Annotated in this window: 32 protein-coding genes and 2 pseudogenes; 7 read left to right on the forward strand and 27 right to left on the reverse strand. The window is 61.9% G+C overall.

Features of this window, described 5'->3' with window-relative positions; all coding sequences use genetic code 11:
* The first annotated feature begins 231 nt into the window (after positions 1 to 231).
* Complete coding sequence (locus ACFB49_RS13405; RefSeq protein ID WP_380871722.1) at positions 232 to 408, forward strand: DUF3606 domain-containing protein; 177 nt, start codon at positions 232 to 234, stop codon at positions 406 to 408.
* A 194-nt stretch (positions 409 to 602) separates the two neighbouring features.
* On the opposite strand, the gene ACFB49_RS13410 is transcribed toward ACFB49_RS13405, so the two are convergent.
* From ACFB49_RS13410 to ACFB49_RS13430, 5 genes are all read right to left on the reverse strand, one after another.
* The gene (locus tag ACFB49_RS13410) at positions 603 to 1502 is read right to left on the reverse strand and encodes an iron-containing redox enzyme family protein (protein ID WP_380871723.1); all 900 of its coding nucleotides are present in this window, start codon (positions 1500 to 1502) and stop codon (positions 603 to 605) included.
* A 164-nt stretch (positions 1503 to 1666) separates the two neighbouring features.
* The gene (locus ACFB49_RS13415) at positions 1667 to 1918 is read right to left on the reverse strand and encodes a hypothetical protein (RefSeq protein ID WP_380871724.1); all 252 of its coding nucleotides are present in this window, start codon (positions 1916 to 1918) and stop codon (positions 1667 to 1669) included.
* A 99-nt stretch (positions 1919 to 2017) separates the two neighbouring features.
* On the reverse strand, positions 2018 to 2806 hold the full coding sequence (locus ACFB49_RS13420; protein WP_380871725.1) for an SDR family NAD(P)-dependent oxidoreductase: 789 nt from the start codon (positions 2804 to 2806) through the stop codon (positions 2018 to 2020).
* Positions 2796 to 4007 (reverse strand): zinc-dependent alcohol dehydrogenase, encoded by a 1212-nt coding sequence (locus ACFB49_RS13425; protein WP_380871726.1) that lies wholly within the window; start codon positions 4005 to 4007, stop codon positions 2796 to 2798. Before ACFB49_RS13425 ends, ACFB49_RS13420 begins: the two co-directional genes overlap by 11 nt.
* A gap of 4 nt (positions 4008 to 4011) precedes the next feature.
* Entirely contained in the window at positions 4012 to 4587 is a 576-nt protein-coding gene (locus tag ACFB49_RS13430) for an SRPBCC family protein (RefSeq protein ID WP_380871727.1), read from the reverse strand.
* Between the two features lie 354 nt (positions 4588 to 4941).
* Between ACFB49_RS13430 and ACFB49_RS13435 the strand changes: the two genes are divergently transcribed.
* A complete protein-coding gene (locus tag ACFB49_RS13435) occupies positions 4942 to 6183 on the forward strand; it encodes a DUF763 domain-containing protein (RefSeq protein ID WP_380879959.1) in 1242 nt (413 codons plus the stop codon).
* A gap of 105 nt (positions 6184 to 6288) precedes the next feature.
* Here ACFB49_RS13435 and ACFB49_RS13440 read toward each other — a convergent pair whose 3' ends face one another.
* The 4 genes from ACFB49_RS13440 to ACFB49_RS13455 all read right to left on the reverse strand — a co-directional run bounded on the left by ACFB49_RS13440 (position 6289) and on the right by ACFB49_RS13455 (position 9132).
* Positions 6289 to 7200 (reverse strand): GNAT family N-acetyltransferase, encoded by a 912-nt coding sequence (locus tag ACFB49_RS13440; protein ID WP_380871728.1) that lies wholly within the window; start codon positions 7198 to 7200, stop codon positions 6289 to 6291.
* Positions 7201 to 7252: 52 nt separating this feature from the next.
* Positions 7253 to 7510, reverse strand: a complete 258-nt coding sequence (locus ACFB49_RS13445) for a hypothetical protein (RefSeq protein ID WP_380871729.1) — start codon at positions 7508 to 7510, stop codon at positions 7253 to 7255.
* A gap of 3 nt (positions 7511 to 7513) precedes the next feature.
* Positions 7514 to 8434: a Ku protein gene (locus ACFB49_RS13450; protein ID WP_380871730.1), complete on the reverse strand. Its 921-nt coding sequence runs from the start codon at positions 8432 to 8434 to the stop codon at positions 7514 to 7516.
* Positions 8435 to 8514: 80 nt separating this feature from the next.
* Entirely contained in the window at positions 8515 to 9132 is a 618-nt protein-coding gene (locus ACFB49_RS13455) for a class I SAM-dependent methyltransferase (protein ID WP_380871732.1), read from the reverse strand.
* Between the two features lie 6 nt (positions 9133 to 9138).
* Here ACFB49_RS13455 and ACFB49_RS13460 point away from each other — a divergent pair.
* Positions 9139 to 9387, forward strand: a pseudogene (locus ACFB49_RS13460) (DUF6894 family protein); the annotation flags it as partial.
* A 32-nt stretch (positions 9388 to 9419) separates the two neighbouring features.
* Here ACFB49_RS13460 and ACFB49_RS13465 read toward each other — a convergent pair.
* The 5 genes from ACFB49_RS13465 to ACFB49_RS13485 all read right to left on the reverse strand — a co-directional run bounded on the left by ACFB49_RS13465 (position 9420) and on the right by ACFB49_RS13485 (position 11853).
* Positions 9420 to 9575 (reverse strand): hypothetical protein, encoded by a 156-nt coding sequence (locus ACFB49_RS13465; RefSeq protein ID WP_380880136.1) that lies wholly within the window; start codon positions 9573 to 9575, stop codon positions 9420 to 9422.
* A gap of 114 nt (positions 9576 to 9689) precedes the next feature.
* Positions 9690 to 10244, reverse strand: a complete 555-nt coding sequence (locus tag ACFB49_RS13470; protein WP_380871733.1) for a hypothetical protein — start codon at positions 10242 to 10244, stop codon at positions 9690 to 9692.
* A gap of 493 nt (positions 10245 to 10737) precedes the next feature.
* A complete protein-coding gene (locus ACFB49_RS13475) occupies positions 10738 to 10986 on the reverse strand; it encodes a hypothetical protein (protein ID WP_380871734.1) in 249 nt (82 codons plus the stop codon).
* A 66-nt stretch (positions 10987 to 11052) separates the two neighbouring features.
* On the reverse strand, positions 11053 to 11238 hold the full coding sequence (locus ACFB49_RS13480; protein WP_380871735.1) for a YdcH family protein: 186 nt from the start codon (positions 11236 to 11238) through the stop codon (positions 11053 to 11055).
* Between the two features lie 135 nt (positions 11239 to 11373).
* Positions 11374 to 11853: an Hsp20 family protein gene (locus ACFB49_RS13485; protein WP_380871736.1), complete on the reverse strand. Its 480-nt coding sequence runs from the start codon at positions 11851 to 11853 to the stop codon at positions 11374 to 11376.
* Positions 11854 to 12257: 404 nt separating this feature from the next.
* On the opposite strand from ACFB49_RS13485, the gene ACFB49_RS13490 reads away from it, so the two are divergent.
* Entirely contained in the window at positions 12258 to 12899 is a 642-nt protein-coding gene (locus tag ACFB49_RS13490) for a PAS domain-containing protein (protein WP_380871738.1), read from the forward strand.
* Here ACFB49_RS13490 and ispH read toward each other — a convergent pair.
* From ispH to ACFB49_RS13505, 3 genes are all read right to left on the reverse strand, one after another.
* Positions 12896 to 13825, reverse strand: coding sequence for a 4-hydroxy-3-methylbut-2-enyl diphosphate reductase (ispH, locus tag ACFB49_RS13495; protein ID WP_380871739.1), 930 nt, complete (start codon positions 13823 to 13825; stop codon positions 12896 to 12898). The two genes, ACFB49_RS13490 and ispH, sit on opposite strands and share 4 nt — an antisense overlap.
* 146 nt (positions 13826 to 13971) lie before the next feature.
* Positions 13972 to 14481 (reverse strand): DUF2945 domain-containing protein, encoded by a 510-nt coding sequence (locus ACFB49_RS13500; protein ID WP_380871740.1) that lies wholly within the window; start codon positions 14479 to 14481, stop codon positions 13972 to 13974.
* A 14-nt stretch (positions 14482 to 14495) separates the two neighbouring features.
* Positions 14496 to 14957 (reverse strand): pyridoxamine 5'-phosphate oxidase family protein, encoded by a 462-nt coding sequence (locus tag ACFB49_RS13505; protein ID WP_380871742.1) that lies wholly within the window; start codon positions 14955 to 14957, stop codon positions 14496 to 14498.
* A gap of 99 nt (positions 14958 to 15056) precedes the next feature.
* On the opposite strand from ACFB49_RS13505, the pseudogene ACFB49_RS13510 reads away from it, so the two are divergent.
* The 3 genes and pseudogenes from ACFB49_RS13510 to ACFB49_RS13520 form a co-directional block, all read left to right on the forward strand.
* Positions 15057 to 15246, forward strand: a pseudogene (locus tag ACFB49_RS13510) (integrase); the annotation flags it as partial.
* 776 nt (positions 15247 to 16022) lie between these two features.
* Entirely contained in the window at positions 16023 to 16598 is a 576-nt protein-coding gene (locus ACFB49_RS13515; RefSeq protein ID WP_380871743.1) for a DUF4142 domain-containing protein, read from the forward strand.
* Positions 16599 to 16749: 151 nt separating this feature from the next.
* A complete protein-coding gene (locus ACFB49_RS13520; protein ID WP_380871744.1) occupies positions 16750 to 17187 on the forward strand; it encodes a DUF3597 family protein in 438 nt (145 codons plus the stop codon).
* Between the two features lie 17 nt (positions 17188 to 17204).
* Here the strand turns inward: ACFB49_RS13520 and ACFB49_RS13525 are convergent, their stop codons facing one another.
* From ACFB49_RS13525 to ACFB49_RS13570, 10 genes are all read right to left on the reverse strand, one after another.
* Complete coding sequence (locus ACFB49_RS13525) at positions 17205 to 17453, reverse strand: GlsB/YeaQ/YmgE family stress response membrane protein (RefSeq protein WP_380871745.1); 249 nt, start codon at positions 17451 to 17453, stop codon at positions 17205 to 17207.
* A gap of 192 nt (positions 17454 to 17645) precedes the next feature.
* Positions 17646 to 17831 (reverse strand): hypothetical protein, encoded by a 186-nt coding sequence (locus ACFB49_RS13530; protein ID WP_380871746.1) that lies wholly within the window; start codon positions 17829 to 17831, stop codon positions 17646 to 17648.
* Positions 17832 to 17928: 97 nt separating this feature from the next.
* Positions 17929 to 18534 (reverse strand): hypothetical protein, encoded by a 606-nt coding sequence (locus ACFB49_RS13535; RefSeq protein WP_380871747.1) that lies wholly within the window; start codon positions 18532 to 18534, stop codon positions 17929 to 17931.
* 89 nt (positions 18535 to 18623) lie between these two features.
* Entirely contained in the window at positions 18624 to 19154 is a 531-nt protein-coding gene (locus ACFB49_RS13540) for a hemerythrin domain-containing protein (protein WP_380871749.1), read from the reverse strand.
* A gap of 148 nt (positions 19155 to 19302) precedes the next feature.
* The gene (locus tag ACFB49_RS13545; protein WP_380871751.1) at positions 19303 to 19962 is read right to left on the reverse strand and encodes a DUF6766 family protein; all 660 of its coding nucleotides are present in this window, start codon (positions 19960 to 19962) and stop codon (positions 19303 to 19305) included.
* Positions 19943 to 20770, reverse strand: a complete 828-nt coding sequence (gene xth, locus ACFB49_RS13550; RefSeq protein ID WP_380879961.1) for an exodeoxyribonuclease III — start codon at positions 20768 to 20770, stop codon at positions 19943 to 19945. The genes ACFB49_RS13545 and xth overlap by 20 nt, the downstream gene beginning before the upstream one ends.
* A 299-nt stretch (positions 20771 to 21069) precedes the next feature.
* Complete coding sequence (locus ACFB49_RS13555) at positions 21070 to 21393, reverse strand: polyhydroxyalkanoic acid system family protein (protein ID WP_380871752.1); 324 nt, start codon at positions 21391 to 21393, stop codon at positions 21070 to 21072.
* 696 nt (positions 21394 to 22089) lie between these two features.
* Positions 22090 to 22269 carry a DUF3008 family protein gene (locus tag ACFB49_RS13560; RefSeq protein ID WP_380871753.1) on the reverse strand — a complete coding sequence of 60 codons (180 nt, stop codon included), beginning with the start codon at positions 22267 to 22269 and terminating at the stop codon, positions 22090 to 22092.
* Between the two features lie 359 nt (positions 22270 to 22628).
* Positions 22629 to 22892, reverse strand: a complete 264-nt coding sequence (locus tag ACFB49_RS13565) for a hypothetical protein (protein ID WP_380871754.1) — start codon at positions 22890 to 22892, stop codon at positions 22629 to 22631.
* A 254-nt stretch (positions 22893 to 23146) separates the two neighbouring features.
* Positions 23147 to 23566 carry a DUF6894 family protein gene (locus ACFB49_RS13570; protein ID WP_380871755.1) on the reverse strand — a complete coding sequence of 140 codons (420 nt, stop codon included), beginning with the start codon at positions 23564 to 23566 and terminating at the stop codon, positions 23147 to 23149.
* Positions 23567 to 23589: the final 23 nt, after the last annotated feature.

Below are 23589 nucleotides of genomic sequence, written 5' to 3' on the forward strand. Positions count from 1 at the left end.
AAGGGCGGAGACTTCAGCGTTGCAGCTGCGCCGGCGGATGCCTGTGTTGCGGCTCGTCCCGATCGTTTCGCAGGAGCTGGCTTGGCCATATGTCCTAGACGCCGCGGAGGTGGAAGTCGTTCCGGCGCATAAGCGATTCAATTCATCGAGAGGCCGCTGCGCGGCAGCGTCGCGATGCAACGCTCGCCAATGGCCTGCGTTTTCTCAACACGTTGTGAATTGGAGCGCATCATGGCCGACAACAAGAATCTAAGATCGCCGCAGGACGCCTCGCGGATCGCGATGAGCGAGGATTATGAGGTCGAATATTGGACGGACAAGTTTGGCGTCAGCCGCGACAGGCTGCAAGCGGCCGTGGACGCAGTGGGAAACGGCGCCGCTGCCGTGGAGAAGCATCTGAAGGGCTGAACATTGGCCTCATTGCATCGGTGGGGTGTCAGCGGTGCCCCACCCATGCAATGAGCCAACGAGGCTGAGCAAAATCGGCACCAGCCTGTCGCGAACCGCAAGTCGCTCGACGTGAGACTCCGCCCTATTCCATTGGCAAGAGGGCCGCTCCGTGAGGGGCGGCCCTATTTATGTCCGGCTGAATGGACCGTGGATCAACCGCCCCACAATTCGGAACGATAGCGCTCGAAACAGCGCGCGCCGCACATGAGGCGCATCAAAGCGCCTTCCGCAATAGCCGCGGCGCGTCGCGGATCTTCCACAACGAGCGGGCGCAGCGCCTCGCGATTCCAGTCGGCACTGTGCTTGACGTCGAGGACGGCGTGCAGGTCAAAATAGCGACGCTCGCGATCGCTCAGGCCAATTCGCCTCAGACCCTGCGCGACCATAGCAGACCGTCCGGGTGCGGTCAGTTCGATGACGCCCAACGCACCAATCGAATGCCAGGCAAAGCGACGGCTCGTCGCCATCCCCGTCATCGCGTTGGCGAGAGCAAGGCTCTCCCACACCGTGTTTTCGATGACCGGATCGACCTCCAGCGTCTCGACAAGCGCGTCGAGCATCGGTCCGTGCATGCCCTTCGCATTCCCCCGCCCCATCTCATCCCAATAATTGCGGGCCAGTTCGAGCTTCGCAGGCGTGGGGAGCTTCACCTGCGTAAAGGCAACCAGATCATCGAAGCCGGCCTCGCCGGCAGCTTCCTGCTCGAAGAACCATCGCAACTCATCACGCGACGCTTCCTCGGCGAGCCATGGGAAGAGGCTGTCCCCCTGCCCCGGCCCGACCTCCTTCAATCGTTCAAACCAGCCGATAAACGCGTCTGGATCGGTCGGAGCCCGGGCCGCGTCTGCCCGGACGGCGCTGCGCAGTTCCTCGATAAAGCCACCTTCGAGCCGGAGCATGCGCGTGTCGCGTTCCATTGTAGCCTGCCAGTCGGCGTGGGGAAACTGCGGTGCGAGACGCTCGCGATTCCAGTGAGCAAGCTCCCTTTGAAAACTATTAGTGAGAAATTGTGATTGCGTACCGCGCGCCGCAACACCAAGATATTTCGTCATAAGCCCACCTGTTCAGAATTCCCCGAGAAAACCTTTCGAGCAGGGACCAGGTTCCTGTGATTATATTGATACGTATCAAGGAGTATCGCACGTCGGGTTTTACGGCGCTCGAGCCGCAAGTGTCGCCTCCGGATTCGATCGTGGGTTGGCTCGCAGCTCACTCTTCACGCCGGCGGATTCTCTTCATGGGCCCGTTTGCCGAGATCGTGGGGGCCGCCGGCAGGCTGGCCGGAGACGACGTCTCCCACGTCGGTATTAGCAACGGTTCCCGCCGGACCCATCGCATTGATTGGATCGCCCCCAGCATCTCCTTCGCCCGGTATTTCCGTCTCATCGGCGTCGACGAGGTCAGCTTCCGCGCCCGGATTTGCCAATTGTGCAGCAGGGTCCTCTCTGTTCTTCTGATCATCGATCATCTTGCTTCTCCTCATCGAACGTCAGCTTCCATGGGTTCCGGCGACGCATCTTTTGCTCGGGGCACCAAGGACGCCTGCTGAAACTCCGGTCGGGCGCGCCTAGTCATCCGCCGCCGATCCTGGCTCAGCCTGCTTGCGATGCTGTTCGGCCAGAATGGCTGCAGGCGTCACATGAGCGACCGCCGCCTGCACCTTGTTCTTCCAGCCCGATACGATGTGGGCCTGGCCCTTCATCAGCGCATCCCAGCCATCGCGAGCGACATCCGCCGGATCGCTCTTGCTTTCGGACGCTCCGACGCTGGTGTCGAGCATGTCCGCTCGTTCGAAGAATTCGGTTTCCACCGGGCCCGGCATCAGGGTGGTGATCGTCACCCCCTTGGAATCCTTGATCTCGTTGCGGATAGCGTCGGCAAAGCTGTCAACAAACGCCTTGGTGCCGTTGTAGACGGCGTGGAAGCTCCCCGGGATAAAGCCGGCGATCGATCCGGTAATCAGCACGTTGCCATCGTCGCGGGCCACCATGTCCTTCAACACCTTCTGCAGCAGATAGAGGGTGCCGGTAACGTTGGTGTCGATCACCCGGCGCCAGTCATCGACATTCTGGTCGAGAAAGGCATGCCCCAAGCCGCGCCCCGCGTTGGCGCAGAGCAGATCGACGCGACGCCCTTCTGCCGCCGCCAGTAGGCTGTCCACGCCCTCGATCGTCGCGAGATCGGTCTCGATCGATCGCACGCTCACTCCATGCCGCTCGAAGTCCGCTGCGGCGGCCTCGATCAGCGGCTCATCGGCGACGACCAGCAGGTCATAGCCATTTTCCGCCGCGATGCTCGCCAGCTCGAACCCGATGCCGGTCGACGCGCCGGTGATGATTGCGAATTTATCGGCCATGAGAATTCTCCCGATCGGCAGCAACCGCGAGACCGGGCTTGAGCACGACCTTGGTCACCTCATTCTGGTTGTCGTGGAACATCTTGTAGCCCTCGGCCGCCTGTTCGAGCGGCAGGCGGTGGCTGATCAGGAAGGTCGTATCGATCTTCCCCTCGACGATCGCATTCAGCAGCGCCGGCATATAATGCTGGACGTGGGTCTGCCCGGTCTTGAGCGTCAGCCCCTTTTCCATGAAGGCGCCCAACGGGAATTTGTCGACCATGCCGCCATATACAGCCGGCATGGAGACGCACCCGCCCTTGCGACAGGCAATGATCGCCTGGCGAATGGAATGGGTGCGATCAGTACCGAGAAAGGTGGAAACCTTGATCTGGTCGATCACATTGTCGACGAAGAAACCGTGAGCCTCCAGGCCCACCGCGTCGATCACAGCGTCGGGGCCAATTCCGCCCGTCATCTCCATCAAGGCTTCATAGGTCTTCGATTCCTCGAAATTGATCGTTTCGGCACCGAATTTTCTGGCGAGTTCCAGCCGGCGCGGGAAATGATCGATGGCGATCACCCGCTCGGCGCCAAGGAGAAATGCCGACTGCACGGCAAACAGGCCGACGGGGCCACAGCCCCACACCGCCACCGTGTCGCCGGGCTCGATGTCGGCATTCTCCGCCGCTTGCCATCCGGTCGGCAGGATATCCGACAGGAACAGCACCTCGTCATCATCCAGTCCTTCGGGGATGACGATGGGCCCGATGTCTGAAAAGGGCACGCGTACATATTCCGCCTGTCCGCCAGCATAGCCGCCGGTCAGGTGACTATAGCCGAACAGACCCGACATCGGCTGGCCGTAGAGTGTCTGCCCGATATCCTGATTGTCGGCTGGATTGCCGTTGTCGCAGGCGGAATATTGGTGCTTGCCGCAATGATAGCAGCTCCCGCAAGCGATCGTGAACGGCACAACCACGCGCTGACCCTTTTCCAGCGTGGATTTGCGGCCGGTCTCGACGACCTCGCCCATGAATTCGTGGCCAAGAATATCGCCCGCCTGCATCGTCGGAATGTAGCCGTCGTAGAGATGGAGGTCGGATCCGCAGATTGCGGTCGAGGTGATCCGGATGATCGCATCTCGAGGATTGAGGATCTCGGGATCGTCGACGGTGTCGACGCGAACGTCGTGCTTTCCATGCCAGGTGAGCGCGCGCATCGGCTTATTCCTTTTCTTCGGCGAGTTGTGCGGACGTGCGCGCAGCGGTCGCGATCTCACCCGTCTCCATCAATTGCTTGAAACGCCGAAGATCCCGGCGCGCCTGGATCGCCGGTTCACGCTGGAACAGCTTGGCGACGATCTTGCCGACGATGCCTGCCGGCGGATCATAGAGGATGGTCGCCGAGACGATCGTGCCCCTGCCCCCCTGAGCGTCCCGGAACTCGACCCGCCCGCTATTGGGGACGTCAGCGCCCTCCGCCGAAGTCCAGGCAATCCGTTCGCCTTCCACCTCCTCGGTGATGATCGCATCCCATTCGACCGTCTTGCCGGCCGGCGCCTTCACCACCCAATGCGAGCGTTCGGCACTGAGGACGTCGATCCGTTCGACATTGTCCATGAAGCTCGGAAGCCGGGCGAGATCGCGCCAATATCGATAAAGCTCGTCCCGGGGCCGGTTGATGGTCACCGAACGGCCGACCAGTTGGTTTCCCGTGTCACCTTCCAATGCGGTCCCTTTTTCCCCCGCTTGACGATCCTTGGAGGTGGTGGGCGGGGCGTCGTCCATGAAATCTGACATGCGCGTCTCCAGTGCCGAGAGCCGGGACATGAGACGGCATCCCCGCACCCGCCTCGTGGCGAAGTGCGGGCCTGTCCGAAGTGTCGGCGGCCCGGATGAGCGTGAATGATGTGCTTAACGCGGCATTCCGCCTGAAGGGACCGGGGTCGGGGAGAAAATTTCGGACGGTGGACCGACCTGGAGCCGCACTTCGCGCCATTGGCCTTATTTCTCCATTTCCTCGTTCCACCGCGACCAGAACCATGTTCCCTTTCCGTTCTTGCAGTGGTAGCGAGGATCCATGCTCAGGTCGAAGCTTCTTCTCTGGCCCTTCGCGCGGGGACGATGATGACGCGCCGATCCGGAAGCGCGGATATGCCGCTTCATGGCGGACGGGTTCCCGCCTGGCTTGGGCAACGCATGACCCGCCTGGGCGCCGTCATCGCGCAAGCGATCGTCCTTGAATATGGTCGCGACGAGTTGCTCCGGCGGCTCGCCCACCCTTTCTGGTTCCAGTCCTTCGGCGCGGTAATGGGGATGGACTGGCATTCGTCCGGGATCACGACAAGCGTGCTGGGCGCGCTGAAACGAGGGCTCACGCCCTTGTCTGGCGAGCTTGGCATCCATGTCTGCGGCGGACGGGGCAAGCACTCGCGCAGGACGCCCGATGAACTGGCGGCCGTCGGCGATCGCGTCGGCGTGGATGGCGCAGCGCTTGGGCATGCGAGCCGGCTCGTCGCGAAGGTCGACAGCGCAGCGGTCCAGGATAGCTTCGACCTTTACCTACACGGCTTCATCGTCACCGACGACGGCCGATGGGTGGTCGTCCAGCAAGGCATGAATGGCGATCGACGGCAGGCGCGACGCTATCACTGGCTCTCGGAGGGCCTCAACAGCTTCCTCGATGCGCCGCACGCGGCCATCGAGGGGCATGCCCAAGGCATGATCGTCAATCTCACCGACGCGCGGGCAAAGGCGTCGCGGCTGGGCCAGCTCGATCTTCTCGCGACACTCGGCCCGGACGGGATCACACGCGAGCTTTCCCGGATCGAGACCGGGCCGCCTGGCGCAGAGGCCGCACCAAGTCAAGCGATGCTTCCCCACCTCGTCATGCCCGATCACCATGATGTGCGGCCCGAGAATATCGTCACCCGCCGCCTGCATGGAAATCTGGCGGCCGCAGCCGATCGTGCGCCCCAGGACTTTGCCGAACTCCTCATGGTGCCGGGCGTGGGCGCGAGGACGGTGCGTGCGCTCGCGCTGGTCGCCGAAATTGTCCATGGCGCACCGTGCCGGTTCACTGACCCCGCGCGCTTCTCGCTCGCGCATGGTGGAAAGGACCGCCATCCTTATCCTGTGCCCCTCAAGGTCTACGGTCATACGATTACTGTCATGAAGAACGCCATCGTAAGAGCGCGGCTTGGCCACACCGAGGAACTGGCGGCGATCCGCCGGCTCGACGAGCAGGCGCGAAAGCTGGAACGCGACGCCACCGGACCCTCGGTCGACGCGCTCATCGCCCAGGAGCGCGTCGCCAGCCATGCCTTTGGCGGCCGAAGCGTGTTTGGGTTCGAGCCGCCACCCGCGCGATCGGCATTTCGGGAAGCCCTTTCCTAGTCGCCGTTGCGTTCGTCGATGCGCGAGCGGCTCAAAGAAATGGCGCGACCCGAACTATCACTTGTACGGATCTCCGAAGATCGCGACGCCCCGCGGCATCTTCCTTTACGGGCCGATGCCGCGGACGAAGCGGTAACTCACCTGCTCGAATTGCAATGAGCGGAAGAAACCGTGGCTATTGTTGATCGCGATGTCGCTCATGACCTCGATCCGGTCGCAACCAGCCTTTGCCAGCGCTTTTTCCGCCGCGGCCAGCATCACGGACGCGACACCTGCGCGCCGATGCGCCCTGTCGACGACCAGGACGGTCAGCCGTCCGACGGGGCCGCGATGCACGGTGGGGACGACGGCCCAGCCGCAGCAACCCACAACTGCGTCGCGCTCGGCCACGACCATCCCGCCCTTGAGCTTGCGCGCCGCTACCAGATTGGCGGAAATCTCTCCAGGCTTCACAGATATGCCGTCAAGTTGCCACAGCAGTCGGGCAAGCGCTTTGGCGTCGTCGATGGTCGCGGGACGGACGCGTGTCTTCGGTTCGGGTGGCGGTTCAGGCGTTCGCTCGAGCTCACGCGCAGGTTCGGCCTTCGGAACGAGCCGGAGCGCGGGCTTCGGGCGGTTTCCTCGCTCTTCCCCGCGCGCTGCTGGTGCTGGCTTTTCCCCAACCGGGTGCGTCCCCCGCGGTGCCGGGATGCGCTTCGATCTTCGCCGAACGGGCGCCTCGTCGTCCGTCGGCTCGGTCAAGAGAGGTTTGTGCGGCGCGACCGGCCGATCCGGCGTCGTCTCGGCCGATTGCTTCCAGGTTCCGAGCGCGCTCGTGCGCAGATAGTCCTGAATGTCGGTGGCGCTTGCGGTGAGCCCACTCTCGTCGATGCCGAGCAACGCCTTTCCGGCCGCGTCGGTCAGCCCGAACTTGCCATAGTCGCCGGTCCCAGGTTTGCGTCTGCGCGATTTGACGAGCTTCAGCCCCCGATGCAGCGCCATCTCTTGAAGCTCGACGTCGCTGATCTCAACCGCCATCCAGCAATGTCCCTTTGTTTCGATCGGTCAACGCGCTCCAATCGGGTCACGCTTACGCCTCGCCCAGAGCACGATAGACCGACATCAGGTGGCGCGACGCACTTGCCCGGGCGCGTGGCGACCGGATCGTGGCCTGATTGGTCTCGTGCAGCATGGCGAGCATCTCGAGAATCTCCTCACGCGATGTCCCGGCTTCCCGCAGGTGGGTGCCGATCAACGCCAGCAAATTGGCCCAGAGCGTGATGGCACCTTCCGCGAAGGCAGCGTCATTATCGGCATCTGCCGGAGCCGCGTCCGATCCGTTCAGCATGGTTCAGGCCCGCTTGCGCGCGGGAGCCTTGCCCGCCGTGCTGGAGGCCTTCTTTGCGGCTGTCTTCGGCGCAGCCTTGGCTGCCGGTTTCTTGGCCGCCGCCTTGCTCCTCCCGCTACCGGAGCTGCCGGCGCCACCGGAGCTTCCAAGCGACTTCTTCAGCGCGGCCATCAGGTCGACGACATTCGAACCGCGCGGGTCGGTATCCTTGTCGTCGCTGTCGATGTTGAGCGTCTTGCCCTTCTTCTTGCGCTCGATGAGCTCCTTCAGCGCGTCGACATATCGGTCGTGGAAGTCGTTCGCGTCGAACTTGCCCGTCTTCTTGTCGATCAGGGTCGTCGCGAGATCGAGCAGGTCTTCGTCCGGATCAGCGTCGCCAATGTCGCGGAAATAGCTCGACGCCTTGTTGACCTCATCCGCGTAGCGCAGCGTCTCCATCACCATGCCCCGGCCGCAGGCCTTGATGCTGACGACATATTCGCGGCCGCGCATCGCAAGCTGGCCCAGGCCGATCTTGCGGGTACGCCGGAGCGCCTCGCGCAATACGACGAAGGCCTCTTCGGCAAGATCGTCGGCAGGCACGACATAATAGGGCTTTTCAAAATAAATGGCGTCAATGTCGTGCGCATCGACGAATTGCGTCAGCTCGAGCGTCTTCTTGCTCTCGAGCTTCACGCCTTCGATCTCCTTCTCGTCGAGGAGAACATATTCGCCCTTGGCATATTCGAAGCCCTTGACGATTTCGTCGACGTCGACGGGTCCGATGCCGGGGACAACCTTCTCATATTTGATCCGCTTGCCTGAAGGCTCGTGGATCTGGTTGAAGGCAATCGTCGCCCCACTCCTTGTCGCCGAATAGATTTCGACGGGAATCGACACCAGGGCCAGTCGGATCTGGCCTCTCCAATAGGGGCGTGCGGCCATCTGTCATCTCCTAACGGCGCGAGCTTCTTCAATCCTCGATACCGTCCTCACGTTCCCCGTAATCGTCGCGGCCGCGGCCGTCAGGCCCTGGCTTCACGCTGCGCCCAATAGAGGTGGCACGGCGGGATGTTGCGCCACTCATAGGATTTGCGAACATACTCGAAGCGGGCGTGCAGCAGCGGAGCGATTGCGCTGCGCATCTGGTAGGCGAGAAACATGCCATCCTGACGCAGGACCTGGAGGCTCCCGTCCATGATGCGATCGGCCTGGATGTTCGACATTGTGGAGAAGGGAATGCCGGTCACAATCAGGTCAGCCTGGCCGACTCCGCGGGCCTTGAGGAGGCCGGCAGCGTCCTCCGCCGAACCGGTGACAGCCATCAGACGCGGATCGTGGATCGTGCGACGCAGATAGGCCGTGAATGGATCGCTCACGTCGATCGCCACCAACCGGCTCGCACGTGGCATATGGGCAAGGAGTGCACGCGTGAGTGGGCCTGTGCCTGGGCCAAATTCCACGACCAGCCGCACGCCGCTCCAGTCTACAGGAGCAAGCAGCTTCTCGACCAGGTAGCGCGACGCGGGAAATCCCGACCCGACCAGGCGCGGTTCGCGCAAGAACTCCCGGATGGAAAGCCCCAAGCCGGAAACGCCCGCACCAGAGATCTTTGGATTTTCGGCAGCAGTTCGTGCGGTCATGATGGTTTGATTTCCTTCGACACCTCGCGAGCAGATCAGATTCGCCCAGCCTGGCGGCTTCCCTGCTCGAGCGATCCAACGATCGGCACCCCAACCGGGTCCGCGCCGGGTCACACCCCACCCGGACCGCGCCAAGGGGAACGGCATCACGGCGACGAGGGGCGAGAACTGCCCGACATCGAAGCGGCCCGGAAAGAAGCGATCGCTGCAGCACGCGACGTCATTGCGGAGGACGTGCGCGAGGGCCATCTCGACCTCATGCTCTTCATCGCTGTCGAAAACGAGGCTCACGAACTCCTGTTCAGGGTCGGGTTCGCCGATGCGCTGACGATGCGGATCGATGGCGCCCGGTACGTTTCCTGAATGGCGAGATAATCTGCTTCGCCCTCCAGCATGATGACCGATTGCGCCGTCACTTTCTCTAACTGAACCACCGGCAGCAATCAGGAGCCTAAAAAGTCCCCTTCAATGGCGGCTATGTGGGCGGCTCCTGCTGTGCCCGAGGTGGACCGCGAAGACCAAGAGCGCTGACATGCGACTGACGCTCAACAGTGAGCCTATTGGGGCGGCCGAACAAGCGCCGCAAGCTGAGCACTCTCGTCGCTCACGAAGAACGAGGTCGTGGTATGGCCCGCGACTATTATATCGATCGTTTCCGTGATGTAGTCTGGTGGTGGTCCGGAGTTAGCGGAAGAGGTGCTTTTTCGATCGCGAGGGCAGGTTCGAGAAATTACGCTCTCAAGACGCCGCGCATTTGCCTGGTCAAGCACCCAATCTTGCCGTTTCATGGGAATAAACGGCGCGCCTGCTACTCCTATTTGACTGCGACCAACGGCTGAGCTCCGCCAATGACCATCGGCGTCCCGGGCAAGAATTATGCTGTATTCTTCAGTAGACAGATGCCCCCCTTTTCCATGCAGCATCACCATCATGGGGGCGTCCGGCATCGGCTCGGCCAAGGCGCGCCGGAGCATCCGATGCTCATCGAGGGCGGAATTCGTCCCCACCTTCTCGTCCGAAGGCGCCGGCACGCAAACCGGCAATTCCGCTGTCCCTTCATCAGGGACGACCACTGCGGCAAGGATGAGCAGAGCTATCATGCCGGTCAGCATGCAAACTTGCATCGATCTTTACAATCCGCGCGCGCCGACGGGACAACGCCGACCCTCCGTTCGATCAGGCGGCCATGGATCTACTCGTTCCAAAGCTGAAGACGCGGCAGGAATCGGGCAACCGAAATCGAGCTCTGAAGGTCGGCAATGTGGGCGAGAGCCACAACGCATCTATTGAAGCTGAGTGATAATTGGGCAGGTCGCCCCCCCCGGATCTCGCAATAGCGGCTATTTCATACATCCGCTTATCGTCCAGCTCGCGCATGTCAGGTGTGGAAGTCACCTCGGCGATCGCCGCCAGGTTGTCGAAAGAGAAATGAGGCACGCCGGCATTTCGGATCCCCATGGTCAGCGACGAGCGCGGCAAAGAGCCACTCAGGCCGCATACCGGCCAACCGCGCGCGCTCGAGACCGGAGCCGCGGCAGGTTCGATGTGCCGCGGCTCGGGCTTGATGGAAACGTAGTCGCCTTCAAAGGTCGGAGAACGCCGCGATCAATCGCGATCAGCCAGGATGTCTCCCGGAAGACCTTCCCGACCGACGCTCTTGAGTGCTCCCAAAACAGCATCGAGGGACACCGGTTCATCGAGCCCCGGCGGCTGTCGCAGCGTTGGGCAGGACTCAACGGCGTGCACATCCGAAGCCCAGTTGGCCAGGATGGCCCGTTTCACTTCAGGTTCCAGCGTGGGATGGGCGGCAATCGTGAAAGGATGCCGGGCTGATCCGACGGGTTTGCCGGGCATGATCTTCTCCTGGATTTAAAGTTTCTGAGCGAACAATTTATTGATATAGGTTTCGTATTCGGCACGCTATCCCGCTGTCTCGTGCAGCAGATCCTTGTGCCATGCGACGATCTGATCGTTTATTGCGAGCTTCATCTTCTTGAGACGCGCGATTTCAAACGCATCGGCACTGGTCGCACGACCTTTCCGTCCGATCTCCGCCTCCAGGCGAGCATGTTCCTTTTTAAGATAGTCCAGCCATGCGTTGGACATAGGGATAACCTCCATTCGACTGAGAGTGGCAACCAAGCCACGAGCGAGGCCGGCGAAGCGGGGCGTTCACATGATCACGGTCGCAGGCTGGTCTATCGCCGAGACCGCGCTCGGCTCGTGAACGCCCCCGGTCGGCTAGGCGGCCTGCTGCTGCGATTCCGCCCGCCCTTCAATTTGCCGCGGCGCTTCGGCTTGGCCGATGGCGATTTTCCGCGGCTTCATGGTCTCGGGTATTTCGCGCTCGAGCTCGATCCTGAGCAGACCGTTCTCGAAAGCTGCACCGCGAACCTGCACGAAATCAGCGAGCTGGAAGCGCCGCTCGAATGGCCGCGTAGCGATACCGCGATACAGATAGCGTTGATCGTCCGTCTCTGCTTCGCGCTTGCTGGCGCTCACGACAAGCTGATTTTGCTGCGCCGTCACCTCGATTTCGTCGCGACCAAAGCCGGGGACGGCTAGTGTGATCCGGTAACCGTTGTCGCCGGTCTTCTCCAGGTCGAAAGGCGGATAGCCATCACCTGACTCGCTACGCATTCCCGTTTCGAGCAGGTCGAACAGGCGGTCGAACCCGACAGTCGACCGCCGATACGGCGAGAAATCAAATTGTGTCCTCATAGCCAAATCCTCCTTGCGTTGAGCAATTTGGGCATGAGAAGCGCCAGAGAGAGCCGGCGCTCTCGAATCCCAACCGGATCCCCGAGCGGGCACCCGGCGGAATAAAATTAGGAATCAAATCCGGGAGGTCAAGAGGGCCGTTTGTCACGCTTGTGATCCGCCTGGTCGCACACGGTCGTGGTTCAACCCGGCCGTGATGGCGGTCGTTCGGCAAATCGCATTGACGGTGCCGATTGAAAGAACCGTGATCCGTTTCCTGAACGACGGGCGGCTTGCAAGATGCGCCGGTCGCACGTTGAATAGCCTGTTTGGCGGCGAAAACCGAAAATGTCGGGTGTCAAAGACGCTATTGGTTTGACGGATTGCATCTCGCGCGCTTCCAATGGCAGCGCTAGGCAAAGCGTATGAATGAAATCCGGGAACATATGCGAACCGATCACTTGTGTGCCCTGATCGAGGCCACGCCGATCGCGACAGTGGTCACCAATCCCCGTATCCGCGATAATCCCGTCATTGCTGCGAACGACGCCTTCTGCACCCTAACCGGCTATGCCCTGAACGAAATTCTCGGACGGAACTGCCGCTTCCTCAGCGGACGGGGAACCGAACCCGCGCCACGCGCCGCTCTGCGCCGGGCAGTCGCGGAGGCCCGACCAGAACTGGTGGAACTCACCAATTATCGCAAGGACGGCACGGCGTTCCGTAACGCGGTGATGATAGCGCCGTTGCTGGGCGAGGACGGGAAGATTGCCTGGTTCGTGGGTTCACAGATGGACGTCACCAACCGCGCCGCATCATTGGAGCTTCCCCGCTCACAAGCGGAAAGAAAGGTCGCAATGCTTACGCCGCGCCATTTACAGGTGCTCAAGTTCATGATCGCCGGCTATCGCAACAAGCAGATTGCGGGCTTTTTGAGCATCAGCGAGAAGACGGTGAAGATGCATCGCAAGGGGTTGCTCACCAGACTCGGGGCACCAACATCCGCCGACGCGATCCGCATCGGGGTCGAGGCGGGGCTTGGACGTCGCGTCGTTGGTCGGCTCTAACCGATATTTACCCTTCTGAATGAGATGCTTTCGTCCGTTACCGAAACCTCACGGATGCGAAGCCGACGGCGGTCAGCGAGGCTGGCGAGGATTTCGGTCACCGACTCCTCGGGGGCGGATGCGGCGGCCGTGACACCGATCGTGCCGTTCACGGGAAGCCTACTCCACTCCAGTTCGCTCGCCTGGGCCACGAGTTGCACCGAACCGCAATGCGTTGCCGCAACCTCGGCCAACCGGTTTGCGTTGGACGAGAAACGCTCGCCCACAACGATGACCGCATCTGCGCGAGCGGCGATGGTGCGGATGGCGGCCTGACGATTGGTCGTCGCGTAGCAGATGTCGCTGGCGGGAGGCGCTGCCAGGTCGGAGAAGCGCGCCGACAGACTGGAGATGATGGCGGCTGCGTCGTCAACCGAATAGGTTGTCTGCACCGCGTAAGCCGCCGGTTGGTCAGCGCCGATGTTGAGTTTCTCCACGTCGGATATGCTGCCGACGAGCGTGGCCCGGTCGGCTGGAAGGCGGCCGAGCGTTCCTTCGATTTCCGGATGTCCGGAATGGCCTATGAGCAGAACGTGACGACCATCCCTCCGATGACGTTCGACCTCACGATGAACCTTGGCGACGAGCGGACAGACTGCATCGTACACGACAAGCCCGCGCGCCTTCGCCTCTTCTGCGACTGCGGGTGCCACGCCGTGAGCGGAAAGGAGTACGACGGCGCCTCGCGGGACCTGATCCAGCTCTTCGACGAAAATTGCGCCCTGCGCTTCCAGACGCCGAACCACGGCAAGATTGTGCACGATCGGCCGCCGGACATAGACCGGGGCTCCATGTCGGTCGATAGCATCGGATACCGCGTCGATCGCGCGCCGCACGCCCGCGCAGAATCCTCGGGGCGCCGCCAGCAGCAGTTCGATCTCGGGCAATCGCTCCTCGACGGCTTCTGTCGGTGCGCGGTTCCTGTCTGGTGGGGTGGCGGGTAGTCCGGACAAGGCCCTTCCCGGTGCCGCAAGCGGTTCTCGTCTCGACATCCTCGCCGAGTGACAGGATCGATTGGGAACGGGCTCTCCCATCACAAAAGGTTCGCGCGCTGTTGATCGACCCAACTCTTGCCCTCGTCCCCACCCCACAACAGCCAGGCGGTGAATCCTGCGGAAGGATCCTCGTCAGACTCCCAGCGGTGCCGGGACGTCCTTTTGTCGACGGCGTGGCCAGCGAAAAAGCTGTACATCTGTTTGCGCCCGGCGAGCCGGCGGGCCTGGCGGACGCTCACTTCGGTTCCACCGCGGCCGAAGCGTTCGCGCAAACGGAGATCATGCCTGGCGTTGTCCGCCGTCTTTGCGGTTGGTCTGCAGCTACCGGCCGGCATCGCATGCTCCCGGGTCAACGCGGTCGGCTTATGCACCGCGCGCTTTCCATCGTTGGTCGCCACGCCATATTGCGGGTTCTCTCCGCTCGCTGCGGCAACGTGGCTCCTGATGCGCATATCCGTCGTCGTCTTTCTAACCGCCCTTCCATGGGCTTTTCCGTCGCGGCTATTCCAACTGACGCCATCGCTCGACCGGAAGTTATTGTCCGCCATCCTTTATCTTCCGCTCAACCCGGTTCCCGGGCGGTCGCGTCGGCGAGACTCAATTCGCCCTCATCCATCCCGTCCCAGTAATGAAGCCGCTCGGTCTCAAACTTGATCAGCACCAGTCCTGGCGTGTCCACGCCTTGCTCGAACCATGCCGCGAGATCTTTGGTCCAATGTTCCGTAAAGCTCGCCTTGTCTCGGATTAGACTGGCGCGCCCCTCGAGGGTCAGGAAGAACTGCCTCGTGCCGATGAGTCCGGATTTCGACTGGTACACGAGGCCGACATTGCCGTCGCGGCGAATATCGCCGACGGTACGCGTCTCTTCGAGCGTGAAGAACCAGCTGTCGCCGTCGAACTCCACGTCCCGGTTGTTGCTCATCGGGCGGCCAGCGATTGAGCCGTCCTCCGTTCGGGTCATAAGGACGGCGAAGTCGATATCGCGCATCTTCTTCGCAAGATCGGACAGCGTCAGCTTTGCCATGGGAGCCTCCTGAAGCCAGCAATCCCAAACCAACGCTAAGGCATCCGACAAGGTGCCGCGATATGGGCTAAAGGAGGTAACGCCGAAGCATCTGTCATCATCGGTTTGAACGGCGCAGAATATGGCACCCATTCGCTGCGCCGGATCAAGGCTTCGATGATCTACAAGGCCACCGGCAATTTGCGAGCAGTTCAAATCCTGCTCGATCACAGCAAGATCGAGAACACCCAAGTATCTCGGCGTCGATATCGATGACGCCCTGATCCTTGCTGAGCGTACCGAGATCTAACCTGGGTGGCTTCTCGTTTCCACGAGGAGCCGGTCCACGGCGCAACCGGCGACGATGAAGCCGATCGCTACTCCGTCGATCTTGCCAACAGTCGCACCGCGCGTGAACATGTTATGCGCCGCCCGACCCTTCAACCAACCCAACTCAAGCGAAGAAGGCCCGGCCGGAGCAACCGGCCGGGCCATTACCTTTCCGTCTGCGACGGAGCTATTTCAGGTTGCCAATTGCGGTCTCGAGCCCTGCGATTGCGTTTCGCGCTCCAGATAGGCCTTGGCCCTTGCCGCGCGACGTGCATGGCTTTCGGCGAGTTCGAGATGCGAACACCGCGCTGCCGGATCGGTCGCCGCGTCGGCTAGCGCACGCTCCTCTTTCTCCCGGCGCAAATGATGATTGAGATCAGAGATAGTGATCATAGCCCTCCTCCGAAATCAGGCTCATCGAGCCAGCACCGGGCTCGGAGCCATCGACTTCGTAAACGCGAAAAGGCCTGACTCGTTGCGCGGCAGGACGCTGAAACTGCAATCGGCTCAGACCACCGTAGATAGGCGACGTATTGCTGGCGACCGGCAGGGTGAGAGCGTCCGCTTCACCAGATAGCGCGAAGTCAGAAAGCTCGTCCCGATCAGACGGAACCCGGTCATCGCGCAGTCTTATTCGGCTGCCCGCCTGTTCAACGACCCGCCTGGCGCAGGGTTCGCATTGGAACGAGCAAGCGGAACGTAGCGGGCATTAAGCACGTTCTGTCATCCTTCCTTACCGACAACAGGACAGCCATCATGAAACGCGTCATGGCTTCGTTGACGACGGCGGTCGGCATGCTTTCCCTCATGGCCTGTGGCTCGAAGACCGAACCTGCCGAGCCGACCGGCACATCCCTCGACAATCTCAGCGAAGCGCAGCCCGCCCCAACCCCAGCCCCCGCCCTGGTCCCCGGTCAGGCCTTCGCCAATGCCGCTGCGGCGAGCGACGCGTTCGAGATCGCCGCATCGAAGCTTGCATTGGAAAAGGCGCAATCCAAGGCCATCAAATCCTTCGCCGAAAAGATGGTGGCGGCCCACACCGAGTCCACGGCCAAGCTGAAATCGGCAGCCGCCAGTGCTCCAACTCCGGTTACGCCCGATGCGACCTTGACCGCAGCCCAGCAAGACAGGCTGGCCGCGCTCCAGGCCAAGAGCGGTGCCGCCTTTGATACGGCCTATGCGGCCGAACAGGTCGCCGCCCATCAGGCGGCACTCGATACGCTCCGCAGCTATGCGGCCGCTCCGGACGAGCCAGCACTCGGCCAGTTTGCGACGACGACCGCACCAATCGTCGCGGCGCATCTGAACATGGCAAAGGCGCTGAAACCTTGACGAGACGTTCCTTCGTCGCCGGCCGACCCGCGATAGCGCGTGTCTGCCCCGAATTTCCAGGATGCGACGACGGTACAGGCAGGATCAATCCCGAAGTCTGATCCGCTGGCGCAATGCGATCGCTGCGGGTCGAGCCATCGAAAGGGCGACCATGAGCATCTTCGGCAACATTTTCGACAAGATCTTCAAGCACGAGCCCGCCGCCACGCCGGCCGCTGCCCCGCGACCCGCCCCCGCGGCTGCGGCGCCGACCGCAGCACCCGCGGCTTCCCAACCCTCGGCACCTCCCGCTGCGGCGGGCGCGGCCCCTCCCCCGCCATCTCCGCCGCAGGCTGTAGACGTCGAGGCCGTGCTCGTCGAAATGGCGTCGCTCAAGGGCGGCGGCGGCAACTGGCGGACGTCGATCGTCGATCTTCTGGCGCTCCTCGACCTCGACCATAGTCGGGAAGCACGTCATGAGCTGGCCGAAGAGCTTGGCGTCCGGGCTGGCGCAGATGGTAGCGCCGAGCAGAATATCGCGCTTCACAAGGCGGTGATGCGCAAGCTCGCGGAAAATGGCGGAGTTGTGCCCGACAGCCTGCGCGATTGAGCTGGCCCGTCCCTCTATCAGCTGGCGCGTCTGATCAGTTTCACGATCGCCAGCAGAATGATGGCGCCGACCAGCGAATAGAGGATCGCGACGAGATTAAGCGGCGCGTTGATGATCGACGCGCCGCCGCCGAACAGGAAGCCCGCAATGAGGGCGCCGACTATGCCGATGGCAATGTCGAAGAAGATGCCGCCACCGCTGCGCATGATCATGCCGGCCGCCCAACCGACAAGCGCGCCGACGATCAGAATGATAATGAGGCCCATGGCGTCCTCCGATGCGTCAAAACTCAAGTAGCTAACAGACGCTCAGGCACCTGATCCGGTTCCGTAACGGACTACGACCGCGGAAGCCGCAAAGCTCGTACGACACGCAACGCCAAGCTTCCCGGAGGTCAGCAGCGTGGTTCCAGGTCCATGCCCGCATCAATATGGCTTGGCGTGGAGCACGGGCCAGGATCAGCGTTGCGCTTTGGCCGCCTCATTCACCTCGGCACGTTGGGCGGTGTCTTCGGCGCTGGCAGCCATCGCCTCCCAGGTCAATGCCGAACGCTCGTGCAGCATGCGGCGATTGGGCAAGTTGGTCCTGGCGGCCGCTTCGCGTTGCGCGGCGGCCTGGGCGCGATAGGATTCGATCAGGGACATCGGGCGCACCTAGCCGATGCCTGCGCTCGCGCCTAATTCCTGCTATCCCCGGCGCTGGATTTCGGGTCAGATTGCGAAGCTGCCCGGCCCCGATCGACTATTTACCCTGGCTCCATTTGGAGAGTGCTTGCCGATACCGTGCTTGCGCCTTGTCGACGACGCGCTGCGCACGGGTGATTTCCGTAGCCTGTCGCTCCTCAAGCGCCCGCTTGTCCGCCGCGAGTTCTGCTTCCCGTTGGACCAATGCCTGTTGCTCCCGCGCATGGCGGCGCTCCATATTCGCATGTGCAGCCTCGGCCGTCTCCACGGCCGTTCGGGAAGGCTTGGGTGGCAGGCGACGCTTCGCTGGCGCCTTTCGCGTTGACGCTTGCTGCTGGACTATCGGCGTCTCGCGACGTTTCCTATCCCTCTGAGACTTGGCGCTTCCACGGCGGGTCGCAGGCCGGGATTTCGCGGGTGCCTTTCCTAACGCCGCCAATTGCTCCTGCGACGAACCACGGGAACGCCGGATCACCTTTTCCGGCGATGCCAACGGCTCCTCCATCAGGTCCGGATCCTTGACCTCTTCGGCCAAACCCTGGGCGAAAAGATTATTATCGCTCCCCCAGGCAGCGAGGGCAGCCTTCTGACTGGGCGCCGCCACATAGGCGTCGTGAAAGCCGATCGGGGTACGATAGACCTTGAGCTTGTGCCGACGCGCCATGGGATCATTCCAGATCGAAGGAACTAGGTGACCGGTGAAAAGGGCCGGCGGCCCGAGCGGGGCCGCCGGCTTGAACGATCACATATTCTTCAGGCTACCGGCTCGCCGAGTTCGAGCTTCACGGGTGACAAAGTGCGGGCGGTCGGTGTCGGAACCCCGCCTGCCTCGAATTGCTTCTTGAGCGCCGCCTTGCGCTCGGCCATCGCAGCGCCGAGCGCGTCGAGATCGACATCGGTGGCGCGCGCCTGCGCAAACATGCCCTCCTTCGGCATCTCCTCCTCATGAACGTGATGCTTGATCTCTTCGGAGAGGACCGTGACCTTGGCCTCGAAGAAATCCTCGCCCGGGGCGCCATCCAATATCTGCGCGATCATGAGCTTGGCGCCGTCATGTTCGACATAGGCTTCCTCGAGCGTATCGTTTTCGATCTTGCCCTTGAGCGCCGGATAGAAGAGCTCCTCCTCGATCATCGTATGAATGACGAGTTCGGTGCAGATCTGCGTGGCGAGCGCCTGCTGCCTTTCGGCAGATTTCGCGCTTTCAAACTTTTCGAACAGTTCCTCGACGGCACGGTGATCCGCCTTCAGCAAGGCGATCGCATCGGGTGACTTGGCTGCCATGATATACCCTTCGCTACTGATGTTGGTGCGGCAGCGACGGACTGCCAGACGCATAACATTCGAGGCCGGTCTTGGGTGCCGTGGCAAAGGGGCTCAGGGACGCGCGCATGATCGGGAAGCGCTGCATCCCGATAGCGATTGAGGTCAATCAGGCGCCCGTCTGGCTATGGGGTGCTGCGACCGGCTTCGATTCCGGCGATTCCCGCTGCCTGAGGAAGATGGAGAGCACGACCAGCACCGCCGTCGATAGGAATTCGCTCTGCCAGTTCTGGAGAGACTCAAACCAGAGCTGGGCGTCGAACAGATAAGCGAGCGTGGTCGGGGCAGCTTGCCCATGCTCCAGCGCTTCCTGCGCTGCGACCTTCGCGCTCTGCGTCCAGTGGAGCAGGAATGAGGCAAGGAACAGCAAGGCGAGCGCGAGACCGAGCGAGCGGGCATAAAGTGCGCGCCAGATCGGTCCCCAGCGCAGGATTGAGGGCGCCCCGGGCTTATGGGCCTGCAACTCCAGCCGAGCGTCACGGGGCTCGCTCTCGTCCGGATCCCTGGATTCAGCCGAACCACGTTGGATCAGGATGGCTGTCAGGACGACATAGGCGGACATCTGCAGGAATTCGCTTTCCCAATTCTCGAAGACCGAGGACAGGAATTCCGGGCTGATGGCGTAGGCCGACAGGCTCATGAGCGGCATGCCATGACGGAGCGCGTCCTCGTTGGCGACATGCCAACCCGCCACCCATTGTCCCGCTATGCTTCCGCCGAAGAGCAGCAGCAGAACGATCGTCAGCCCATTATCGCGCAGCCACCGCATGATGCTCCTCCTTGCCCGGGCGCTTCCGCTTCGCCTTGTCGGCAAGTTCGATCCAGACCGGCGCATGATCGCTTGTCTTCTCCCAGCCGCGGACATGGACATCGACCTGGGCGTCGACGAGGCGGTCGGCGAGCGACTGGCTCAGCAGGAGATGGTCAATCCTGAGCCCAGCATTGCGGGCATAGGCGTTCCGGAAATAATCCCAGAATGTGTAGATCACCTCGCCCGGATGGAGCGTACGGAGTGCATCGGTCCAGCCCTGCTCCAGCAGCCGGAAATAGGCCGCCTTCACTTCGGGCGCGAAGAGGGCATCGTCCAGCCAACGCTCGGGCTTGTAGACATCAAGGTCGGTCGGCATCACGTTGAAGTCCCCGGCCAGCATGACGGGAAGGCCCGAACCCAACAGCTCGGCCGCATGGTCGATCAACCGATCGAACCAGCGGAGCTTGTAATCGAACTTCGGCCCCGGTCGCGGATTGCCGTTGGGAAGATAGAGACCACCGATCAGGATGCCGTTGACCGCCGCTTCAATATAGCGGCTTTGCGTCCCGTCGGGATCCTCCGGCAGCCCGCGTCGTGTCTCGTGGATCTCACCGGCACGACTGAGAAGCGCGACCCCATTCCAGCTCTTCTGGCCGTGCCAGATGGCGTCATAGCCAAGGTCGCGGATTGCCCTCTCCGGAAATTTCTCGTTCGGGGCCTTTAACTCCTGCAGCACCACAATGTCTGGCGCGCTTTCTTCCAGCCAGCGCAGCAGCACCGGCAGTCGGCCGTTCACTCCGGTCACATTGTAGGTGGCGATTTTCACGGTTCGCGGCGGCGTGAGGCTTTTTCCCATCGCCTTGCATGAGCTGTTCTTGCCATGCCTGCCAGACGCGGGGCGGGAACAGTCGTTCCGAAAGGTTTCCGACTATCACCCGTCCGGCGCGGCGGACGGACACAGATATTGTCGGCATCACCACCACAACACCATCAATTCCAAGGCCGACCGGCGTGTTGGGCGCGGAACTTCACCCCCAAACTCTGCGCCGGCACTTTTCTGAAGAGCACGAATGTTCGCGGTTTCTGCGTCTCAACCGGCGCCAGCTTCTGACCCACGGACATCGGTCAACGGAGTAATTTCTTACCGCGCTCGACCAGGCCGGCCTGCACTTTGGCCGCTGCAAGTGCCAGGATCGGCGGAAGGTCGATAATCGCGTGGACCTTGTCGTCGAACACCTCGAGACAGCTTGTCAAACGCTGCCCCAGTGCCTCGAGCACAAAAGTGAGCTTATCCCCATCCCACTGTCGACTTACGATCGTACCGCCTGGGACGAACGCCGTGAGCTGTCCGAGTCCTTTGTCCAACCTCCGCCTGGCCTCGGCGCGGCCCACCTTGTGGGGGATGTCGACGATAATAGGCTGCGCCATATCCATCAAACGCCCCAGCATGGCGTGGTATCCGGCCGCATGGAAGCACCGACCCATGCTCATATGTCGGCTAATATCGGTGACTTCAGCCGCTCGACACATCCCGGGACCGGTCATCGTTCTCAAACTGAACACAGGGCGGCTATTAGGCAGCCGAAATCGAGCTCTGGAAGACCGCTTTGCCGGCGATTCCGTCCCCAGCAGTTCAAGCTGACGGGAAGGAACGCCCAGGCGGCGATGCCAGCGTCACCGGATTGCCTTCCGGATAGCCAGTCAGCTGTCATTGCGTGGCACTTTGGAAGCGACAGAGAGTTGGGTAACAATGACCGACCCTGACAGACCCATTGCCATTGGCCTCCTTTCCCAGCGCGATCTGGAAACACTGGGCGCGGCTTTTACGCGACACTTTCCCATTCCAGATGACCCCGGTGAATTCGGCGATTTGATCGCCGAACTGGACCGGCTTACGGAGCATGGACCCGGCGATCGAACGAATCCAATTTTGCCACCCCGGTAGTTGGCGACGATGACATTTGGGGCTTTCCATCATGGGCTCTCCCACACATGTCTTCCGACCAGGTACACCTCCTCCAAGCCGTCAGCGCTTGCCGGTAGCTTTCACGGGCCTTGTCGGCCGCGACGCCGATAACAACACCAAGCAGGTTGCCGACAACCAAGGCGGGCGAGCCCCCTTCCTATGGCCGTGGGTCGGCTCCATTATTTATGTTCAGGTTTCCCCTTGCGACTGGTCGACGCCATCTTTTTCAATTCCGTTTCGGTCATCGACTTTTCCATGGATTTCGATGCACCCTTGAGTGCGCTCTTGGGCGTATCGCCGCGCTTCGCGGACAGGGCTGAACCAGCGGCCTTCTGTTGTGCTGCGGATTTGGGGGGCATGTGATCTCTCCTTCTCGCGTCCGAGAAAAAACCCGCCATGAAGGTGGCTGTTCCAGCCTCGTGGCGGGGGACGGGTGGTGGCCATCGACGTCCCAGGAATGTCACTGCGCTTAGGCATGTCCGCAAACTGCCGCGCGCCGGGCAAGCCCGACGCGCGGCTTTACGCGGCAAGGCGCGTAGCTGCAGACGACGTTCGCCGGGAGGTGAGCTGGCGACCGCCATGTGCAGCCGGGTTGCCACCGGCCGTGCCAGGCCATTTCTACCATGAGCCGAGCAAGCGAAAATTTAACAATGTTAATCCCGGCAGCCTGTTCCCGACGCTCATATGGTTGCCGCGCCCAGCCCGCTGCCCTTGGCTCCTAAGCCGTTCTTCGATCGGGATCGGTCGGACGTGTACGCCTGGCCCAGAACCGGTCGTCCACGATGATGTTGTTCGCCTCAGCGACCGCCAGAATTCCTGCCGGATTCAGTTTATCACCGCCGTCATAAATGATCGCGGCGCGCTCCCACTCGCCTTCTTCCAGGGCGATCGCGGCGGCCAACGCCTCACACAGGGAACAATTTGAGAGCCTTACTTCCGGCCCGACCAACAGCATCGCCGGCGCTTCAAGCTCGATTGCCATGGCTGCCCTCCTCATATGCGATGGCAAGAGCGTGACCGCGTCAGACGACCGTCACAATAACATTGGTCAATTTCGGTTCGATCCAACGGATCATGCGAGACGGAATTGGCAGACCTCAGACGTTCACCAAGTGGCCCGCGAAGTCCAGGCCGGCATCTATTCCTCCCCCAATCCGGGACTCTTTGTATGGCGCGATCTCAGGTGCCCGCCAAAATCGGAGTTGGCTATACACGCCGCCCACAATAATTTCGGGCTTACTGGTAGCGCGGCCGCCCGAACGGCTCGAGCCGGGCAACCATAGTTCTCGCTTCCCTAAGCGAGCGCAATGTTTGTTCGAGCGAATGGTTCAGGTCGACCCTTGCCCGGCTGGCCCTGGCATGCGTTTCCTCCAATTTGCTGACCATCCGGCCGATGGGCAGACTGGCGACCGACGCTCGCGCCTTCCTCCCGAGCAGTTCGGTGAAATCGAACCGGAACAGGCTCTGCCCACCCTCTCCACGGATGTCGAAAGCACAGGCGAGTGGATTAGAACGGTCGTCCACCAGTTCGTGCCACATGCCATGGGCGCCCGCAAATGCCTCGACAAAGGCCTGCTCGGCGGAGGGAAGCTCAATGCCTTCGTCGTCTTGCGACCATGTCTGGCCGTCGAAAAAATCGTAGAAGAAGCGAGGCATATAATCCTCCGCAAATTAAGCCG

The sequence above is a fragment of the Sphingomonas sp. DBB INV C78 genome, from assembly GCF_042693015.1.
Lineage (GTDB): Bacteria > Pseudomonadota > Alphaproteobacteria > Sphingomonadales > Sphingomonadaceae > Sphingomonas_E.